Source organism: Lactobacillus sp. ESL0263 (assembly GCF_003692845.1).
Taxonomy (GTDB): Bacteria; Bacillota; Bacilli; order Lactobacillales; family Lactobacillaceae; genus Lactobacillus; species Lactobacillus apis.
On the sequence record NZ_REHL01000004.1, the window covers coordinates 740747 to 759730 of the forward strand.

Annotated in this window: 19 protein-coding genes and 1 other annotated feature; of the genes, 3 read left to right on the top strand and 16 right to left on the bottom strand. The window is 37.1% G+C overall.

Annotated elements, in window-relative coordinates:
* Positions 1 to 45 precede the first annotated feature (45 nt).
* The 11 genes from F5ESL0263_RS05500 to F5ESL0263_RS05550 all read right to left on the bottom strand — a co-directional run bounded on the left by F5ESL0263_RS05500 (position 46) and on the right by F5ESL0263_RS05550 (position 10720).
* Complete coding sequence (locus tag F5ESL0263_RS05500; protein ID WP_122035453.1) at positions 46 to 1230, bottom strand: MFS transporter; 1185 nt, start codon at positions 1228 to 1230, stop codon at positions 46 to 48.
* Between the two features lie 268 nt (positions 1231 to 1498).
* A complete protein-coding gene (locus tag F5ESL0263_RS05505) occupies positions 1499 to 2518 on the bottom strand; it encodes a linear amide C-N hydrolase (RefSeq protein WP_122035455.1) in 1020 nt (339 codons plus the stop codon).
* 164 nt (positions 2519 to 2682) lie between these two features.
* The gene (gene glnA, locus F5ESL0263_RS05510; protein ID WP_122035457.1) at positions 2683 to 4020 is read right to left on the bottom strand and encodes a type I glutamate--ammonia ligase; all 1338 of its coding nucleotides are present in this window, start codon (positions 4018 to 4020) and stop codon (positions 2683 to 2685) included.
* A 193-nt stretch (positions 4021 to 4213) separates the two neighbouring features.
* A complete protein-coding gene (locus F5ESL0263_RS05515; protein ID WP_122035459.1) occupies positions 4214 to 5464 on the bottom strand; it encodes a methionine gamma-lyase family protein in 1251 nt (416 codons plus the stop codon).
* Positions 5457 to 6377, bottom strand: coding sequence for a tRNA (adenosine(37)-N6)-dimethylallyltransferase MiaA (gene miaA, locus F5ESL0263_RS05520; protein WP_122035461.1), 921 nt, complete (start codon positions 6375 to 6377; stop codon positions 5457 to 5459). Before miaA ends, F5ESL0263_RS05515 begins: the two co-directional genes overlap by 8 nt.
* Before the next feature lie 82 nt (positions 6378 to 6459).
* Positions 6460 to 6864, bottom strand: coding sequence for a rhodanese-like domain-containing protein (locus tag F5ESL0263_RS05525; RefSeq protein ID WP_074425086.1), 405 nt, complete (start codon positions 6862 to 6864; stop codon positions 6460 to 6462).
* Positions 6865 to 6923: 59 nt separating this feature from the next.
* Complete coding sequence (locus F5ESL0263_RS05530; RefSeq protein WP_046307223.1) at positions 6924 to 7142, bottom strand: YqgQ family protein; 219 nt, start codon at positions 7140 to 7142, stop codon at positions 6924 to 6926.
* Positions 7142 to 7822: a rhomboid family intramembrane serine protease gene (locus F5ESL0263_RS05535; protein ID WP_074425082.1), complete on the bottom strand. Its 681-nt coding sequence runs from the start codon at positions 7820 to 7822 to the stop codon at positions 7142 to 7144. Before F5ESL0263_RS05535 ends, F5ESL0263_RS05530 begins: the two co-directional genes overlap by 1 nt.
* Positions 7823 to 7832: 10 nt before the next feature.
* Entirely contained in the window at positions 7833 to 8405 is a 573-nt protein-coding gene (locus F5ESL0263_RS05540; protein WP_122035463.1) for a 5-formyltetrahydrofolate cyclo-ligase, read from the bottom strand.
* Positions 8406 to 8458: 53 nt separating this feature from the next.
* Positions 8459 to 8608, bottom strand: a complete 150-nt coding sequence (rpmG, locus tag F5ESL0263_RS05545; RefSeq protein ID WP_046307229.1) for a 50S ribosomal protein L33 — start codon at positions 8606 to 8608, stop codon at positions 8459 to 8461.
* A gap of 84 nt (positions 8609 to 8692) precedes the next feature.
* Positions 8693 to 10720, bottom strand: coding sequence for a peptidoglycan D,D-transpeptidase FtsI family protein (locus F5ESL0263_RS05550; RefSeq protein ID WP_370448846.1), 2028 nt, complete (start codon positions 10718 to 10720; stop codon positions 8693 to 8695).
* A 302-nt stretch (positions 10721 to 11022) separates the two neighbouring features.
* Here F5ESL0263_RS05550 and F5ESL0263_RS05555 point away from each other — a divergent pair, with 302 nt between their 5' ends.
* Positions 11023 to 11937 carry an N-acetylglucosamine kinase gene (locus F5ESL0263_RS05555; protein ID WP_122035467.1) on the top strand — a complete coding sequence of 305 codons (915 nt, stop codon included), beginning with the start codon at positions 11023 to 11025 and terminating at the stop codon, positions 11935 to 11937.
* Between the two features lie 54 nt (positions 11938 to 11991).
* Here the strand turns inward: F5ESL0263_RS05555 and greA are convergent, their stop codons facing one another.
* The 5 genes from greA to F5ESL0263_RS05580 all read right to left on the bottom strand — a co-directional run bounded on the left by greA (position 11992) and on the right by F5ESL0263_RS05580 (position 17501).
* The gene (gene greA / locus F5ESL0263_RS05560; RefSeq protein ID WP_122035470.1) at positions 11992 to 12468 is read right to left on the bottom strand and encodes a transcription elongation factor GreA; all 477 of its coding nucleotides are present in this window, start codon (positions 12466 to 12468) and stop codon (positions 11992 to 11994) included.
* Positions 12469 to 12545: 77 nt separating this feature from the next.
* Positions 12546 to 14963 (bottom strand): phenylalanine--tRNA ligase subunit beta, encoded by a 2418-nt coding sequence (gene pheT, locus F5ESL0263_RS05565; RefSeq protein WP_122035472.1) that lies wholly within the window; start codon positions 14961 to 14963, stop codon positions 12546 to 12548.
* Positions 14963 to 16012, bottom strand: a complete 1050-nt coding sequence (gene pheS / locus F5ESL0263_RS05570) for a phenylalanine--tRNA ligase subunit alpha (RefSeq protein WP_122035474.1) — start codon at positions 16010 to 16012, stop codon at positions 14963 to 14965. The genes pheT and pheS overlap by 1 nt, the downstream gene beginning before the upstream one ends.
* A 38-nt stretch (positions 16013 to 16050) precedes the next feature.
* Positions 16051 to 16258, bottom strand: a binding site (T-box leader).
* Positions 16259 to 16306: 48 nt separating this feature from the next.
* The gene (locus tag F5ESL0263_RS05575; RefSeq protein WP_046307240.1) at positions 16307 to 16657 is read right to left on the bottom strand and encodes a helix-turn-helix domain-containing protein; all 351 of its coding nucleotides are present in this window, start codon (positions 16655 to 16657) and stop codon (positions 16307 to 16309) included.
* A gap of 76 nt (positions 16658 to 16733) precedes the next feature.
* The gene (locus F5ESL0263_RS05580) at positions 16734 to 17501 is read right to left on the bottom strand and encodes an RNA methyltransferase (protein ID WP_122035476.1); all 768 of its coding nucleotides are present in this window, start codon (positions 17499 to 17501) and stop codon (positions 16734 to 16736) included.
* A gap of 79 nt (positions 17502 to 17580) precedes the next feature.
* On the opposite strand from F5ESL0263_RS05580, the gene F5ESL0263_RS05585 reads away from it, so the two are divergent.
* Together F5ESL0263_RS05585 and yidC are read left to right on the top strand one after the other, a co-directional pair.
* Entirely contained in the window at positions 17581 to 17934 is a 354-nt protein-coding gene (locus F5ESL0263_RS05585) for an acylphosphatase (RefSeq protein WP_370448838.1), read from the top strand.
* A 36-nt stretch (positions 17935 to 17970) separates the two neighbouring features.
* Entirely contained in the window at positions 17971 to 18942 is a 972-nt protein-coding gene (gene yidC, locus F5ESL0263_RS05590) for a membrane protein insertase YidC (protein ID WP_122035480.1), read from the top strand.
* Positions 18943 to 18984 lie beyond the last annotated feature (42 nt).

The window sequence follows — 18984 nt, forward strand, 5'->3', positions numbered from 1 at the left end:
GTTACATACCTCTAGTCTATTTTTCTCCCTAAGTCTTATCACATTTTAATGATGATTAATTGCTCCATTCAATCGGGTATGGTAACGCCAGTACACAATCAACATCAGTGGTAATAACAGCAATTGAATTGGGTAGAAAAACTTAATTGGCAAAAGATCGCTAATTAATCCCATAATAATTGGACCAAATGCCATCCCAATATCTAATCCCAAGTAAAAAGTGCTACTTGCTAGTCCCTGCTCACTAATTGGCGCCAAAAGAAGTGCTGTTGACTGCAAAATTGAATAGATTACCCCATAGCCAACTGCCATAAAAGCAGCAGCTAAGGCCATCATCAAATTATTCTTCATAGTCGATAATAAAAGCAGATAAATTAAAGTGGCTCCAATACTAACCCAAAACCAGACACCAAATTTGACTGTATCGAAAAAGTTTTTTAGAAAAATTCTAATTACTAATAGAACCACAGCATAAATCAAAAAGAATGATCCCACATTAACATTCAGATGACGTTCTTGAGCATAAGTAACCAAATCAGCTTGCGTAGCAAAATAAGGAAAAGCAAATAATGTGGTCAGCAGTGCGATTGGTAAAACATTTTTTTGAATAATTTTAAACTGATGCGAAGAACCAGGCTTTTTCTTAGCTGTAACCTTTTTAGGATTTGCACGATTGCCAACGAATTGAATAATAATGACCATCATAAAAGCTGCAATTGCAGAGGCAATTAGTGCTATCCGGTAACCAGTTTTTTGATAAACATTAATTGCCAAGGCAGGAGCAACCGCCATTGCCAGAGCATTCATTAAGCCATAAAAGCCCATAGCTTGACCGACATGAGCCCGAGGAACCAAAAATGCTAGCCACGTTGACATGCAAACAGTACATAGAACGAATCCGGCTCCGTTAATCAAACGAAAAATTAATAGCCAGTTACTAGCAGGAGCTAGCACATAGCCAATCACACCTATCACGATTAAAATACCGCCAATCAATGATAAGCAATATTTAGAAAGTTTATCTGTTAAATTCCCTGCTATTGGCCTTAGAAACATTGATGCAATACTCATAATGCCGACTATAATGCCTGCAAATGCACTACTTGCTCCAAGACTTTTGGCATAACCGTTAATTAGTGGATTAACAAACATTGTACTGAACATAAAAAAGAATGAAGCTGCCATCACTAGAATGACGTCTTTGGTATAAATTGATTTTTCTTTAGCCATTTAATCTCTCACTTAGTTTTAAAAATAGATTAATGTTTTTATTCTATCATTTAAAACATTTTGAGTTAACTACGAATTGCTTGTGAATTTTTACTATTACAAAAAGCTATTGTTTTTGCATAGCTAACATTAGCTAGGTACTCAAGCTTTTTAAAAAGATAGTTTTATTCAAGCATGTCCCTAGTTCTATGCTAGGCCCAACTGCAGCAAAGTTTAACAATCAAAAAAGACACTCCATTTATTGAAGCGTCTTCTTTATTAGTAATAATTAGTTTTTAGTCTCTAAAACTTTAAATTCGTGTTGAATAGGCTGTGTAACCTTAGTAGTTATATTCGGATCAAGTACAAATTTAGTCATTGTTGGACAGTCCTCAGGTTGAATGTATAGACTCTTTTGGGTCACGTCATAACCAGCCCAATAACCAGTGTAATCACAGTTATCAGTTTCTGCACTAAGATGCTCAATTCCTCTTGGAATCATTAATGCTTTAAAGACATTATAAAGCTGTGTAATTCCTTGATCAGAATGAAAAGGTGCAAGGAATTTTGATAGGTAAGTACTACGAACAAAACGAGATGGTGCTGTATAATCCCCAGGTAAGCCAATCAATCCAGAACCACTTTCAATTTGCTTGATATCCAGTTGATCAGTAATTTGGTTATGACCTAAATTGTGGTTTGTAAGCTGAAGATAGTTACGTAAGTTATCCAAGTGCCATGGATACTCTGGACTGTTAGTCATTACCCCAATGCCATCATAAATTTTGAAAGCACCATTATTTACCGGCTCTAAAATGACACTTTTACCAGTTGAATCACTGAAGGTATAGTGCATTGGAATTGGCGTTGGGATGCCAGTATCAGCAGCTTCCCAGTCAGGATAAGTTGTTTTCTCCTGGCCCATCTTTTGAAAAGCTTCTTTTATTTCAGCAATACTACCAAAATTACTTAAAACGTAGGCAACTACTTCTTCTCCGATGATTGGTTTTAGACCACGCTTTTTGAGATTATCAACTGTATCCCAAGAAGCTTCTTCTAGGTATTGTGCGTCCCCTACAATACCAGCACTGTTAATACCATCATTAAAAAATAGAGAATCATTAACATTAATTCCCATAAAAGCATATTTAGTTGACCAACTTTGATGCAAACCTTCTAATTCATAATTTGCAGGATAAGAGGTCATTTTACTGTCAGCACTAGGCTTAAATGGATCAAAAGTGAAGTCCATTGTCCGACCCCAAAATACATCTCCGTTATCTGCAGTAATTGAAATATTTGTACACATTTTTACCTCCTATAACTCAATAAATATTAAGCATGAATATATCTTATCATACATTTATTATTAAAAAAGAGTTGTTATTTTAATCAGCTTTTCAACTCTAAAATACTGTAGCAAATAAAAAGCGAAACAATCGCTTGTTTCGCTTTTACTATATTTCTTGTTAATTAATAGCCCATGTAGCGATTTCTTTCCCAATCTGAAACTGTTTCGGCATATTGTGCCCATTCAAGTTCCTTAGAATCGATAAAGCTTTGGGTAAGATGTTCACCAAGTGCTTCTTGAATTAATTTATCTTCCTTGAATGCCTTAAGTGCATTGTGCAGTGTTGAAGGTAAAGGTTTAATACCCATTTCGTTGCGTTTTTCTTCACTAACTTCAAACAAGTTGCAAGTTACAGGATCCATTGGCATCTTTTCACGTTTGATACCATCTAGACCAGCTTCCAAACATGCTGCTAACAATAGATATGGGTTAGCAGTTGGGTCAGCAGAACGCATTTCCAAACGAGTATTAACTTCTTCAGCCGAAGGTACTCTGACCATTGGAGAACGGTTCTTGGATGCCCATGAAATATAAACTGGTGCTTCATAACCAGGAATAAGTCGTTTATAAGAGTTAACTGTTGGGTTGGCAACCGCTGTAATTGCGCGAGCATGCTCAAGAATTCCATCTAAGAAGTAAAGTGCAGTGTTTGATAAGTGGTACTCATTATTCTTATCGTAGAAAGCATTTTTACCATCTTTGAACAATGACATGTTAGTGTGCATACCATTACCTGCTTGGCCTTGTAATGGCTTAGCCATGAATGTTGCGAACAAACCATGCTTTTTAGCAATTTCGCGAACAATCATCTTGAAAGTTTGTACACGATCAGCAGTTGCCAAAGCATCGTCAAACTTAAAGTCAATTTCTTGTTGGCCGTCACCAACTTCATGGTGAGCTGCTTCAACTTCAAAACCGATACTTTCCAAAGTTTCAACGATATCACGACGGCAACTTGCACTTTCATCATTTGAAGTTAAGTCAAAGTATGAAGCGTGATCTGGAACTTCAGTAGTCCAATCACCTTTTTCATTTAATTTGAATAAATGGAATTCTGCTTCAAATCCGATATCAAATGCAGAAAAGCCCATGTCCTTCATTTGCTTTTCAATCCGCTTCAAATTGTTACGTGGATCACCTTCAAATGGTTCACCATCTGTTGTATGAACGGAGCAAATCAAGCAACCGATTTTACCACCACGACTATCTGTCCAAGGTAGTACTGACCAAGTTGAAAAGTCTGGGAACAAAATCATGTCACTTTCTTCTAGACGAACAAAGCCATCAATTGAAGAGCCATCAAATCTAACATCATTAGTCAAAACCTTGTCTAATTGGCTAGTTGGAACTTCTACTGCTTTAAGAGTTCCATTTATATCTGTAAAAGCCAATCGAATAAAGCGAACGTCATCATCAACAACGCTCTTTCTAATATCATCTGCTGTAATTTTCTTTGTCATGCTTTTCCACCTAAAAATATAAACAACTATAAATAACTAACAATTGGTATAGCCCGAACACAGTTTTCCAAACCTTGCTCAAAACTTGATTAATAGATTAGCAAAACATTAAATGATTGTCAAAGTGGTCTAGCCACTTTTTTGCTAATCTTTACAAAAGCTTTACTAATATAAAGCCATTGACAGGCCAAAATTAATTTTTGAAGAATAATTCATTAACTGCATTGGTAATCGCAATTTTGACATGAGCATAAGTTAATCCACCTTGCATGTAAATTGCGTATGGCGGCCGAATTGGTCCATCTCCAGAAAACTCGATACTTGCACCTTCAACAAAAGATCCATCAGCCATAATAACCTTATCTTCATAACCAGTATCATTGCTTGGCACAGGATCAACAAACGAGTTAATTGGTGAATTTTCCTGCAGTGCTTTAGCAAAGCGAATCATTTTATCTTTGTCATGGAAAATTACTGCCTGAATCAAATCAGTTCGATCGTCATTCCATTTTGGAGAAACTTCTGCTCCCATTCGTTCTAAAATAGCAGAAGAATAAATTGCACCTTTAATCGCATTTCCCGTTACACTTGGAGAAATAAACAGACCTTCAAAGTAATCCAAATTATTATTTAGACTTGCACCCTCTTCACGTCCAATACCACCAGCTGTTAAACGTGCAGCCGTATTTTCAATTAACTCATGCTTTCCAACAACATAACCACCGACTTTAGCCAAACCACCACCAGCATTTTTAATTAAAGAACCAGCCATTATGTCTGCGCCAAACTCTGTTGGTTCATGTTTTTCAGAAAATTCGCCATAGCAGTTATCGACGAAAATAATGCTGGCGGGACTCACTTCTCTGATCATTTCAATCATTGGCTTGATTTTTTCGATCGTAAAACTTTTACGCGTATCATAACCACGTGAACGTTGAATAACCACCATTTTTGGCTGATGCTCAGCTAGCAAACTACGTGCACTATCAAAATCAACGCTACCATCCTCAAGCAAATCAACATGAGAAAATTTTACTCCATATGATTTCAGACTCCCTCGACCATCTCCTGCAATTCCAATAACTTGTTGCAAGGTATCATAAGGCATTCCAGTTAGATAAGTTAACTCATCCCCTGGAAGTAAATTACCTGCCATCGCAGTAGCTAAAGTATGAGTTCCGGAAACAAACTGGGAACGAACCAGCGCATCCTCGGTATGAAAAATTTGCGCATAAATACGATCAAGCTTATCACGGCCACTATCATCTGAACCATAACCTGTACTACCAATCAAGTCAGCTTCTGCTACGGCCTTATCCTTAAATGCTTGTAATACTTTGTTTTGATTATACAAAATATTATCGTCGATTTTTGCTAACTGCGGGGCAATTTGCTTATCAATCTCACTAACAATCTGTTGTAATTCTTCTGGCCAATTATTCATTTAACCATTCCTCTGCTTTCTGTTTCATTTTTACTAAATAATCTTGATCATTAAGGGGATCGACCCATGTAATTGGCAGTTGATGCCTAAAATAGGTCAGCTGACGTTTAGCGTACCTACGTGAAGCTGTCTTTAAATCTTTAACACAATCATCAAGTTCTTTATTACCTTCAAAATATGGAAAAAATTCCTTATACCCGATTGCCTGCAATACTTGGTACTCTTTTTGCCGATTGTCGTAAATAAACCTAGCTTCATCAAGTAGACCCGCATCCATCATCTGATCAACTCGTAAATCAATTCTATGATAAATTTCTTGTCTATCAGAATTTAGGCCAAAAATCAGATAATCATAACGCGGCTTAATTTGTGTTTGTTGTTCAGAAAACTTCTTCCCCGTGCGCTTAATAACAGTCAGAGCACGCAAAACTCTTCTTGAGTTTGTAACTGGAATCCTAGACGCAGTCACTTGATCTTGCTTAGCCAATTCTTGCCACAAAGCAGCCTCACCATTTTTATCTAAATAGCTTTGCCAATAATCGTCTACTGCTTGCTTATGTTCATTCACTTCACCAAGTTGCATCCGATTTAATAGGGCATTAACATAAAAACCTGTCCCCCCTACCAAAATTGGCAATTTGTTTTTGTGTGCGATCTCCGAAACTGCCTGCTGTGCTTGGTCAACAAAATCCTTAACTGAATATGGCTCATAAACCGACTGCACATCGACCAAATAGTGCTTAATTAATGCTTGTTCTTCGCTCGTCGGCTTGGCAGTACCCACCTTAACTTCACGATAAATTTGCATTGAATCGCCGGAGATAATTTCCGCATTGAGCTCAGTAGCTAGATTAATCGCTGTGCTTGTCTTACCAATAGCCGTTGGCCCAACAATTGCTAATATTTTTTGCATATTTCGCTTCCCTTTTTGCATATCGATTTTAATTATATATTAAAAAAACACGTTTGAAAAAGAGTGCAAACATGTTTTTAGATTAATATTTAGATGATTTGGTACGGCCATCCCATTCATCAAAGCCGTTTTTTAGCCATTTAATTGAAGAAAAGTTCTTCTTTTGCAAAAATCTAGCGGCACGAAGAGTAACCGACAAAGAATCGGAATACAAATAAACAGGTAAGTCTGGTCTTAACTCTGAGTACTGGTATTTCATCATAGTGTAAGGAAGATTACGGGCACCATCAATGTGTTTTCTTTTGAAAGGTTCCTTTTCACGTAAATCAACAATTTGTGCCTTTCTCATTCCTTGATTAAATTCTTCATTGGTTAAGTCACCATTGCCTAATCGTTTTGTTTGAATTTTATTCCACAGCCAAACAGCGACAAAAGCCAAGATGATAACTATTAATACTATATCTACAATAATTATAAAAGTTGACATAAAAATCGATTTCTCCTCTAGTAAAAATGTTCATAAAAATAATATACTCCTAAATTTCTTTAAGAGCTATGGTTATCTTGTTGATGCTTTTCTTCGTATTCATGCTCACGATTTAAAATTAGTTTTGCCACTAAATAATCGTGCTGACTAATTAGATGAGCATGATTAATATTATCAAGTTCTAGTGCCATGAGTTCAATATCCCAGATCCGCTTACCAACATGAACAAATATGCCGTATTTTTCAAGAAGCTGTTGTACATCATATAGTGTTTTCATTATAGTTTTATGACCATACCCATTCTGACTGTGGCGACACAATAAACAATTAAGACAGCTGCAGCAACAGTTCTTTCTTTAACCGAGTAATGATGTGTCGTGTGGTCTCCTAAGATAATTGCCACAAGTACTCCTGCAACAAAACCGCCAATATGACCTTGAATATCAATATTAGGAGCAAATAAATCCAATCCAATATTAATGGCTGCTAGCCAGAAAGCCTGACGGCCCAAATATGAAATAACTGGATTAGCACGATTTTTTAAAGCCACTGCAGTCATTGCACCAAACAAGCCAAACAATGCTGTTGAAGCACCGGCACTAAGAGAACTGTCGCTTCCCATAGCCAAGCTTAACAAATTACCACCGATACCTGAAAGCAGGTAAAGCAATAAAAAGCGCCAATGACCAAGAAGTGGTTCCATGTAGTAACCGATATAATAAATCATTACCGCATTTGAAACCAAGTGCATGATGCCAATGTGTAAGAACTGTGCTGTAAAGAGCCGCCACCATTGGTTTCCACCAACTACAGCATAATTGTTCATGGCGCCCATTTTAACCAGGACAGCCGTATTTTCAGAGCCACCAAGAGCTGTTTCTACAATAAAGGTAAGTAGTAGTACTACCAAAATGCCAACAGTTACGTAGCAATTTTTTAAATATTGTCGTTGATCCATCTTAACCTCGTTAATTTTGTAAAATTGAAGTAGGTGTAATAATCATTTCAATTGGAATATCTGTTGCCTCAATTTCCCACTGAGCAGAACTAAAAATCATTTTTGTATTCGCTAAGGCAACAGTTTTAGTGGCAGTATGTTTAGCCAAAAAGCGGTCATAATAGCCCCCACCAAAGCCTAAACGTTGATGGGAATTTTCGGCAAAAGCTAATCCAGGAACAATCAACAAATCAAGTTCATTATTAATTTTAGCATGCGGATCACTTACTTCTTCTACACCAAATTTTGAGCGCGAAACTCTTGTCATATAGTTATATAGAACAAAATCTTGTGTGTGTTCTTTGTCGTTATTCGCACGTGCAAGATAAACTTCTTTGCCCAAATCCCACAGATAAGCAATCAGCTTAGCAGTGTCTACTTCATAGGATAGAGAAGAAGTGACTCCAATACTACGACTATTTTTTAATAGTTCAGTATTAATTAAGCTGTCAAGCAAAGCTTGATCTTCATTTATCTTTTGCTCACTGTCCGCATATTCACCTAAAATCTTTATTTGTTGTTGCCTAAATTCTTTTTTGTCCATATCTTCCCTATACAAAAAATAGCAGGAGCATAGGCTCCTGCCATATTGGTTTATTACTTAGTTTCACGATGAAGAGTAGTGTGTCTTTCAACTGGACAATACTTCTTCAAACTTAAACGATCCGGATGCTTACGCTTGTTTTTCTTAGATAAGTAACTTCTATCGCCACATTCGGTGCATTCCAAAATGATGTTATCTGCCATTTCTTTCACCACCTAAATTCTTTATTCTGACTGTATAAGTTTAGCATTTCTCTTTCACTTTTACCAGTAATTATTATCTTTTTTCTATTTTTTATAGAGTTTAAAGTAATCTTGAACCATTGCTTTAGTCATTTGCAGTGTATAAGAACCTTCCAAATCAGGATCTAAACCTGGGAAAACAACGGCAGTCGCAATCTTTGCATTGTCCGATGGTGCATATCCTACAAACGTTGCATTGACTAACTCTGGTGGATTCTTTTGATTAGGGTTATCTGGATCATAATAAAAAGTCTGCGCTGTTCCAGATTTACCGGAAATTGACGGTTTAACATTCTTTAGCTTGTGCGCAGTACCCCATGAGTTGGTTCCGTGTACTACTCGCCAAAATCCTTGTCGAACCACTTCTAGTTCACTTGGTGTCCATGGGATTTTTAGTTGAACATTAGGTTTTTTGTCATAATCAATATAAACTTTTTTACCATTTCTGGAAGTTCGACCAATTGACTGAACGATATATGGTTGCATTCGATAGCCGCCATTAGCTATTGTAGAAACGTATTGCACCATTTGAATTGGCGTATATGCATCATAGTTTCCATAAGACAAGTCTAGAACTGACCCTGATAAAATCTGTCCGTGTTCATTAAAGGACTTACCTTGAATACCTGAAATTTCACCCGGTAAATCAACACCAGTTTTCTGTCCCAAGCCAAACATATTAAAATTATGTCTGATTGTATCAAAGGCAGTATTAGGCATACTAATAAATTCTTTAGGAACATACTTAGCGTTAACCCATTTCATTGCCAAACGCATCATGTAAATGTTACTAGAAACTTCCAGTGCCGTTGAAGCATCCAATGAGCCAAACGTTCCCACTGGATATACTGATTTCTTAATTGGTGTTCCGGGTAGATAAACTGGAACATCGGGCATCACGTTGTCTGTTGGCGTAATAATCTTGTTAATTAGGCCACCACTAACCATTGCTCCCTTAACGGCAGATCCCATAACGAAGGCTTGATTGATGACGCCTAAGGCATTATTAGTTGTTTTATTTTTCTTTGGATCTCGACTAATTCCAGCAACTGCCAGAAGTGCACCCGTTTTGGGATTCATTGCAACGGCATAGGCACCGTTTGAATAATGAGCAGCTCCAGATGCGATCGCAGAAGAATAAATCTGTTCAAGTGATTTCTGTACTTCTTTTTGATAGCGCGCATCAATCGTTAAAACCAAACTTGCTCCAGCTTGACCAGAATAAACTGATTTAGTCTGCTCGATATTACCGGAACTTGTCGTTGAAACTTTACTGGTTGATTTTGTTCCTTTTAACAGTGGCTCATATTCTTCTTCTAAATATGAAGTACCAACCCGATCATTTCTTGAATAACCATTGGTCAAATAGTATTGCAAGTTATCACTCGGCAAACCAGCCTTCTGGGTGGAAACCGAGCCAATAATACTTTGAATAGAAGAGCCGTTAGGATATGATCTTTGCCAGTCAGTTCCAATTCCAACTCCTGGCAACTCAGATAGGTGCTCACCTACTTCAGCAATTTCCTTATCGGTTAAACCATCATTTTTGACGTAAATGGTTGACAGTGTATACGCACCGGAAATTTTGTTATAAATTAACGCTGCTGTTTCCTGCCGTTTAGATAGTTTTAAATGCTTTGCTTGAACCTGTTGTTGAATACTTTTATTAATTTTTTCATCATCTTCGGTAGCACGGATAGATTTTGGAACTCTAGCAGCTTCTCGCTTACTATTCTCCTTATTACCCAAATAGTAATCAATGATTTGTTGTTCAGTTGGTTTCTCGTTCTTAATCAAAATATAATTGCTGAGCTTATTAGAAATTGAGTAGACATCATCAATAGTCGTTGAAACACTCTTAGTATAAGTAATCGCATTTTTGGCGGTATTACCAACTAAAACTCGTCCCTTATTATCGTACATCACGCCCCGCGGAACCTGACTAGAGACAACAGCAGAATTTGATTTTTGTACTTCTGCTTTAAACCGGGACCCATACCCGATTTGTAAATAAGCTAATTGACCAATTAAAGTAGCAAAAAGCACAAAAATAATGCCCAGAATTAACTTCATTCTGAGTGGTGTTGACGATTCTGTCTTATTTCTATTTGATTTTTGATCCTTTTTAAAAAATTTCACGTAATCCAACCTCACTAAACTAAGGCTATTTTATCAAATGCAGTGTTGTAATTCCATCACTTGCTTGTTGCTTTGACAAAATTTAAAAAGAGAACAGCAAAATAGTAAATTTGCTGAATCACTCTTTTTAAAAAGCAATTATCTACTTCTTTATTTACTGAAACATCTTCTGCATTTAAGCTTTTTGTAATAGAATAGATAGTGAAAAGAGTAATTAATGGAAGGAAGATAAAACTATGACACTTGAATACCAAATTGGTGTCGATGCTGGTGGTACACATACTACCGCAATTGCTTATGATCTAACCGGTAACGAAATTAAACGTAGTGAAGCTGGCCCGGGTCAAGTCAATACAGATTACGACACTGCAATCAAGAACATCACTAGTGCCATTAACCACCTAATTGATGAAATTGATGGTGATTGCCAACGCATTTTGTGCGGTATGGCAGGCCTATCAGTTATTGGACATGCCTCCGAAGTGGCTGCAGAAATTTCTGCTAAAGTTAATAACTTACCAACGCGTGCAGTTACAGACTCATTATTAGCACTTTATAGTGGTCTTGAAGGCGAAGACGGCGGTTTGGTTATTGCAGGAACCGGTTCAGTATTTAACGGTTTACAAAATGGGCGAATCATCACTACTGGCGGATACGGTGCCACTTTGGGAGATGAAGGCTCCGGTTATGCAATTGCCTTGACTGCACTTAAGTCTGCCTTATTAAGCTGGGATAAGCGCGAAGATAACAAACTTATTCCAATGTTTAATGACTTATTTAAGACTGATAACATCGTTGATGGGACTGCCAAGTTCTACCAAATGTCTAATCCAGAAGTTGCTTCAATGGCTGTTAGCGTTGCAAAATTGGCTGACAGTGGCGATGAAAATGCAACTGCAGTAATTAAAGAACAGGCTGAGCTACTCGCCCGCGATATTATCATTGGTATGGATCGCTACGAGGAACCAAAGCCAATGCGCATTGCTCTGACAGGTTCAGTTCTTGCAAACAATGAAATGATGCGAAATTACTTGGAAGCTAAAGTTCATGAGCGCTATCCAAAAGCTGTATTTTCAATCTCTAATGGAGAAAATGCCCGCGGTGTTGTTTTTGACAAGAGTAAAGATTATCGTTACTTTACTAGTCACTAGTAATTTACCATACAAAAAACCAGTTACTTCTATGTAACTGGTTTTTTGATATAATTATTCTTCAACTTTGTCAATAACAACGTCAAATTTACCACCTGGTGTTGTAATGGTCACTGTTTGACCCTTTTTCTTACCAAGAATGGCTTGAGCAATCGGTGAATCGTTAGAAATTTTACCATTCATCGGATCAGATTCATCACTACCAACAATAGTATATGTTTCTGGATCATCTTCACCTACTTCAGTATAAGTAACAGTCTTTCCGACAGCAACTTCATCTGGGTCACTTGAATTTGCATCAACAACGTGTGCATATTTCAACATTTCTTCAACGACATTGATTCGGTCTTCTAAGTGACTTTGTTCATCCTTAGCGGCATCATATTCTGAGTTTTCAGATAAATCACCGTATGAACGAGCAACTTTGATTCGTTCAATTACTTCAGGACGTTTTACTAATTTTAAATTCTTAAGTTCTGCTTCAAGTTTTTCTTTTCCTTCAGCAGTCATTGGATATGATTTCTCAGGCATGAAATTTTCTACTCCTTAAAGTTAAAATTCTATTTGCACTGGTTTATGATATTGATTTCTACTTCCAAAGTCAACCTTTACCGAATTTCAGCACCAAGTTGTTCCTTCAGTTCTGCATCAATCGCAGCCATCGCTTTGTTAACTACTTCATCAGTCAAGGTGTCTTGTTCATTAAGGAAAGTAAGACGGTAAGCCAAACTCTTCTTATTTTCATCAATATGAGCACCTTGATATACATCAATAACACGTAAATTAACTAAGAACTTGCCACCATTATCGTTGATGACATTTTCAATGGCTTGATTAGAGACACTTTCTTCAACCAAGATTGATAGGTCACGCTCAATTGCCGGGAACTTAGGTGCATTTTTAGAAACAGTCTTAGGACTAATAATCATTGGAACTAAAGTATCAAGATCGATTTCATAGCCATAAATCTCACTGCCATTTAATGCCTTGCTTGCTCTGGTTATAGCATGACTAATCATTCCAATCATTCCAACGTATTGACCATCGATATAAATACCAGCTGTTCTAGTTGGATGCATTCCTTCGATTTCTTCTGCTTTGTATTCGACTTTACTTAAATTAACACCAATGGCTTTAAACAAGTTGGTTAATTGTCCTTTGACATAGAAGAAATCAATTTGTTCTTCTTCATGTTGCCAGTTATCGAAATAGACATTCCCAGAATATAGCGTAGCTAAATGTTCGTGCTCATTATATGTGTCGTTTTCAAAATCATATACTCGTCCCTGTTCAAAAAGTGCAAGCTGATTTTGTTTACGTGCCATATTATAACTTGCCGCATCAACTAATCCAGTCATTAAGTTTTGACGTAAAGTTGAACGACTTGAATTTAATGGCATTTGTACTTGAACTAATTTTTGGGGATTGTGAGTGTATGAAACAGCCTTTTCAGGAGAAGTCAGTGAATATGAAATTGCCTCAATTAGTCCTTGACCTTGAACAACTGCTTTAATTCTCCTAATTGTTTCCTCTGTTTCAGAATAACCCCCATGTGTTTCCGCTAAAACTGGTTGAGTTGATTTAATCTTGTCATAACCATAAAGTCGACCTACTTCTTCAACCAAGTCTGCTGGAATAGAAACGTCCCATCTTCTTGCAGGTACATTGACTGTTAGATTATCACCATCAAGTTCGTATTCAAAGTTAAGTCGATCGAAGATATGACCTACTTCATCATTCGAAATTTCTGTTCCCAGCACTTTATTTAAATAAGAAACAGTAGTGTGAATAACGTCAGGTTGACGTTTTTCATCAGTCGCAGTAATCACACCTTCGTCAATTGTACCAGAAGCATTGTTACGAAGAAGTAAAGCTGCCATGTCGAGCGCACGCTCAGTAGCATCCCAGTTAACACCTTTTTCATAACGACTTGAAGCTTCAGTTCTATTAGCATGACGTAAAGCTGCTTTGCGAATTAGAGTTGGATCAAAAATTGCTGATTCCAAAATAACATCGGTTGTGTCATCCTCAATTTCTGAATTAAGGCCACCCATAACACCGGCCATCATGACAACACGTTCACCATTAGTAATAACGATATCATTTTCATCAAGGTCAATCTCTTTGTCATTTAGAAGAGTTAACTTTTCACCTTGATTTGCTTTTCTTACTACTAACTTGTTGGTTTCAAATGCACGAGCGTCATAAGTGTGCATTGGTTGACCAGTTAAAAGCATGATGTAGTTTGTCACATCAACGACATTATTAATCGGTCTAATACCAGCATTCCAAAGTCTCTTTTGCATCCAAAGAGGACTATCTGCTACCTTTACACCACTGATTTTACGCAAATTAAATTTTGGTGCGAGCTTAGGGTCAACTTCGGCAGTGAAATTGTCAGTCCAAGATTCGCCGTCTGCTTTTAAAGTGACATTTTCAATTTTAACTGGTTCATCAACGATTGCACCTACTTCATAAGCAGCACCTTCCATTGATAATGTATCTGCCCTGTTAGGTGTGATATCAAAATCAAAAATATAGTCATCCATTCCTAAAGGTTCGTAAGCATCCTGACCAGGTTTTACGTCAGCATCTTGAGGGAAGACAAAAATACCATCAGCGTATTTTTCTGGAACGAGATTATCAGCAAAACCTATCTCTTGTAAGCCACAAATCATACCATTGGATTCGTATCCACGCAACTTACCCTTTTTAATTTTAACGTTATCCGCAATACGCGCACCTGGCAGTGCAACAACAACATCCTCACCTGCAGCAACATTTGGAGCACCACAGACGATTTGATGAGGTTCTTCTTCACCAACATCAACATGAGTTAGGTTCAAGTGCGTGCCTTCGATTGGCTCACAATCGATAATGTGACCGACAACGATTTTCTTAAGTCCTTCTTCAGGATGCTTTACTTCAGCAATTTCAACCCCAGTACGGGTGATTTTTTCACCTAATTGATGTGGCTCTTGGTCTAATTTAAGAAAATCTTGTAACCATTGATATGAAACTAACATTATCTTTCCTCCTTGCTGAATTGTTCTAAGAAACGAACATCATTAGTATAGAAGTCACGGATATCATCAATGCCATATTTAAGAATAGCAAAGCGGTCTAATCCTACACCGAAGGCGAAACCACCATAGACGTTAGAATCAACTCCAGCATTTTCCAGAACATTAGGGTGAACCATTCCGGCACCTAAAACTTCAATCCAGCCAGTATATTTACAAATTGAGCAGCCTTTACCATTGCAATTGAAGCAAGAAACATCCATTTCAACTGATGGCTCAGTAAATGGGAAGTAACTAGGACGAAGGCGTGTCTCGCGGTCTTGACCAAAAACATGTTTAGCCATTAACTCCAATGTGCCTTTTAAGTCGCCCATTGTAATATTTTTATCGACTACTAAGCCTTCCATTTGCATAAATTGGTGTGAGTGCGTTGCATCATCATCATCACGACGATATACCTTACCAGGCCCTACCATCTTAAGTGGACCTTTTGAAAAGTCATGCTTCTCTAATTCACGGGCTTGATCACCTGAAGTTTGCGAGCGAAGCAAATCCTCTGAATCAATATAAAAAGTTTCCTGCATGTCACGTGCTGGATGATCCTTTGGTAAGTTCATCATTTCAAAACAGTAGTGATCAGTTTCAATTTCAGGACCCTGTGCTACCTTGAAACCCATGCCAATAAAGTACTTTTCTAAGTCATCCAAAATAATATTGATTGGGTGCTTAGTGCCAATGTGCTCCTCACGTCCAGGAAGCGTCACGTCAATTGCTTCCTTTTCCAGTTGTTCCTTGACCAATTTTTCAACAATTTCATTTTTGGCATCATCTAATTTTTGATTAAACAGATCACGCACTTTGTTGACCTTTTGACCAATCTCACGTCTTTTTTCAGGTTCAACATCTTTCATTGAATGCAAAATTTCAGTTAATTCACTTTTACGACCTACTAACTTAACGCGTACATCGTTTAGCTTTTCTTCGGTTTTTGCTTTATCAATTTCTGATAATCCTTGGTCGCGAAGTTCTTGTAGCTTCTCAAACAAATCCATAATTTTTCCTTTCAAACAAAAAAGCTCCGTCCCTCATATCAAGGGACGAAGCTTCGCGGTACCACCCTGGTTTAGACTCACAAAGAGAGTCTACACTCAAGTCTTCGATAACGGTGAATACCGGAATTGATTAAATCCTACTAGTAAGATGAAATTCACAGCTCTATTTAGACTTTTCTTTCAGCTAATAAAAAAGTCTCTCTGCAATAAACGATTACTGCTACTAGTCTTACTCCATGTAATTAACTATTAGAATAATTCTTTTTGTTAAAACATGCAAGCAATTATTAAAAATTAGACCCACTTGTCGGCCCAATCATGTATTTTGTCTAAAGCTGGCTTTAAATCTGCACCCTTTCTCGTTAAACCATAAGAAATAATTTTAGTATCACTATCAACTGATCGCTTAACAATCCCTTCTTTTTCTAGTTCTTTTAAACGTTCAACCAAAACACGATCAGAACAGGCTCTGACACAACGTGTTAAGTCTTTAAAGCGCATGTAATTTCCGGCACAGAGGGAACTAATTATTAAGCCATTCCACTTTTTACCAATTATTTGAAATGCATTTATATAGTGCTGGCACATCTCGTTGTCTGTGCCAATATAGTCAGTACCTTCCTTGGTTTTACTACTTGAAGCCATCCTACTTTCCTCCTACAGCAAAGCAATGTCATGAATTTATTATAAAAAAAACACTTACTAGAAACAAGTACCAGACCTAGGCAAAATAATAAATCATAATTCCAGCCGCAACTGCAGCATTAAGTGATTCTGCTTGACCTTTAATCGGAATATAGAGCTTTTCATCACAAATGTCAGCCACTTCTTCACTTACCCCGTGTGCTTCATTCCCAATTACCAAGCCCAATTGAGCAACATGCTCAAATTCTGGTAATTGCTTCGCATTTTTGTCTAATAAGCTGGCATAGACAGGAATAGAATTTAACTTCAATTCATTAATTACTTCGGATAGTGGTTTAACTATTAAATTAAGGTGAAACTGGCTACCCTGCATTGCACGCTGTGTTTTAGGATTATATAGGTCAACACTTTCAGGTGACAAAATAACACCATCAAAGCCAGCAGCGTCAGCAGTTCTGATAATTGTACCCACATTGCCAGGATCAGAAAGATTATCAAGCAATACCCACTTACCAAAGTTAAATGAATAGTTCTTCGGTTGAGTCATCTTAAGAACCATAAAAATACTTTGTGAATTTTTAGTGCTAGTTAAATTTCGTGTAATTGCTGTATTTATCAAAAAAACGTTTTTGGCGCTTAAATCTACATTTAATTCCTCTTCTGCGCGTTCCAAAGCATCTTCTGTTCCTAGTAAATAAACGTAACTTAGCTTTGCTTTAAGTGCCTCTTCTATTAAGTGAAAACCTTCTATCATGTAAGTACCGGTTTGCTCACGATACTTTTTTTGCTTTAGTTTAGCTAAACTTTTAATAAGTTGATTATTTACCGAAGTAATTTGTTCCATTTATTTGTCCTCTTTTTATTTAGATTTAGTACCTGACAATTGTAATATTCGATGAAGAAAATGGTAAAATCAAGATGATATGCTTTTAGAAAGGAAAATCATTATGGGCTTATTTAATCATCACAACCACAATAGTGATAAAACGACTGACTCACCAGTTGAAACGTGGCAGTTGACTGCCTCTGGTATTGTCCAAGGTGTTGGCTTTCGCTGGAGTGTTATGAACCTTGCCAAGCAGATGAATATTGCTGGTAACGTATGTAATAATAGCGACAGCACAGTCACCATTACTTTACAGACTAACCTTGATTGCGTCAATCAATTTATCAAGGAACTGCCTCGTAATGTTTCACCTTCTGCACGTATTTCTACAATAAAAAAAGAAAAACTGACAGATGTAGCCAAACTCCATGGTTTTCATGTATTATATTAAGTATTGACTTTTTAAAAAACTAACTTGGTGAATTTAATGAAAAAATTTCGTAAATATATTGGATTAATTGCTCTTTGTTTTGTGGTCATGCTAACTGTTACAGCATGTGCTCAAAATGGTAATGCTGCTACTAAGCCTCCTACAGGCTTTTTCTATGGCAGTATTTATCGCTTTATTGGGAAACCACTTCAAAATATCATGTTGTCATTTTCGCACATGATTGGTGGAGCAAATGGCGCAGGTTGGGCAATCATTTTAATGACGTTAGTTGTTAGAATAGTTCTTCTACCTTTAATGCTAAACCAACAAAAGAAATCAACTACACAACAGGAAAAAATGACGCGAGTTCAGCCTCAAATGCTGTTAATCCAGGACGCAATGAAGCGGAAAGATTTAACTCAAGACCAACAAATGACTTTGGCAGGCTGGCAAAGAGAACTTTATTCGCAAAACAACATTTCTTTAACAGGCGGTATGGGTTGCTTGCCTTTGATTATTCAATTCCCAATCATGATTGGAATTTATCAAGCCGTAATGTATTCCAAACCACTGGCAAACTCGTTTTTCTTTGGTATCTCACTTAGTGAACGATCCATTTCGGTTACCATCATTGCAACACTGTTTGCTTTCATCCAAGGATACCTATCAATTATCGGTGTCCCTAAAGAGCAAAAGAAACAAATGCAATCAATGATGTTGATGAACCCAATCATGACTTTGTTTATTTCTCTATCCGTTTCTGGTTCAGTAGCTTTATACTGGGCTGCCGGAAACTTTTTCTCGGTCATTCAACAGTTGATCGTTACTTTTATCATCATGCCAAAAGTTAAGAAGGACGTTGATGAACACCTTAAGAACGAACCAATTAAGGCGATTGTAACGAAAGAGAAAATTGATGAATTACTAAATCAAAAAACTTCAGGTTCAGCTGTCTCTGAAAAAGAAAAGGAATTGCACGAAAACTTGCGCAACCGTAATAAAGGTAAACAACAAAAGCATCATAAATAATGATGACTCAAGATTTTTACTAAATAATATAGAATTCCTAAA

Excerpts from the sequence above, each read along its gene's own strand:
- F5ESL0263_RS05525 (WP_074425086.1), bottom strand. The coding sequence starts at position 6,864 with ATGTCAACTTTTATAATTATTGTAGATATAGTATTAATAGTTATCATC.
- F5ESL0263_RS05530 (WP_046307223.1), bottom strand. The coding sequence starts at position 7,142 with ATGAAAACACTATATGATGTACAACAGCTTCTTGAAAAATACGGCATA.
- F5ESL0263_RS05500 (WP_122035453.1), bottom strand. The coding sequence starts at position 1,230 with ATGGCTAAAGAAAAATCAATTTATACCAAAGACGTCATTCTAGTGATG.
- F5ESL0263_RS05540 (WP_122035463.1), bottom strand. The coding sequence starts at position 8,405 with ATGGACAAAAAAGAATTTAGGCAACAACAAATAAAGATTTTAGGTGAA.
- greA (WP_122035470.1), bottom strand. The coding sequence starts at position 12,468 with ATGCCTGAGAAATCATATCCAATGACTGCTGAAGGAAAAGAAAAACTT.
- F5ESL0263_RS05555 (WP_122035467.1), top strand. The coding sequence starts at position 11,023 with ATGACACTTGAATACCAAATTGGTGTCGATGCTGGTGGTACACATACT.
- glnA (WP_122035457.1), bottom strand. The coding sequence starts at position 4,020 with ATGACAAAGAAAATTACAGCAGATGATATTAGAAAGAGCGTTGTTGAT.
- F5ESL0263_RS05575 (WP_046307240.1), bottom strand. The coding sequence starts at position 16,657 with ATGGCTTCAAGTAGTAAAACCAAGGAAGGTACTGACTATATTGGCACA.
- F5ESL0263_RS05585 (WP_370448838.1), top strand. The coding sequence starts at position 17,581 with ATGCTTTTAGAAAGGAAAATCATTATGGGCTTATTTAATCATCACAAC.
- yidC (WP_122035480.1), top strand. The coding sequence starts at position 17,971 with ATGAAAAAATTTCGTAAATATATTGGATTAATTGCTCTTTGTTTTGTG.
- F5ESL0263_RS05505 (WP_122035455.1), bottom strand. The coding sequence starts at position 2,518 with ATGTGTACAAATATTTCAATTACTGCAGATAACGGAGATGTATTTTGG.
- rpmG (WP_046307229.1), bottom strand. The coding sequence starts at position 8,608 with ATGGCAGATAACATCATTTTGGAATGCACCGAATGTGGCGATAGAAGT.
- F5ESL0263_RS05515 (WP_122035459.1), bottom strand. The coding sequence starts at position 5,464 with ATGAATAATTGGCCAGAAGAATTACAACAGATTGTTAGTGAGATTGAT.
- F5ESL0263_RS05550 (WP_370448846.1), bottom strand. The coding sequence starts at position 10,720 with ATGAAGTTAATTCTGGGCATTATTTTTGTGCTTTTTGCTACTTTAATT.
- miaA (WP_122035461.1), bottom strand. The coding sequence starts at position 6,377 with ATGCAAAAAATATTAGCAATTGTTGGGCCAACGGCTATTGGTAAGACA.
- F5ESL0263_RS05580 (WP_122035476.1), bottom strand. The coding sequence starts at position 17,501 with ATGGAACAAATTACTTCGGTAAATAATCAACTTATTAAAAGTTTAGCT.
- pheS (WP_122035474.1), bottom strand. The coding sequence starts at position 16,012 with ATGGATTTGTTTGAGAAGCTACAAGAACTTCGCGACCAAGGATTATCA.
- pheT (WP_122035472.1), bottom strand. The coding sequence starts at position 14,963 with ATGTTAGTTTCATATCAATGGTTACAAGATTTTCTTAAATTAGACCAA.
- F5ESL0263_RS05535 (WP_074425082.1), bottom strand. The coding sequence starts at position 7,822 with ATGGATCAACGACAATATTTAAAAAATTGCTACGTAACTGTTGGCATT.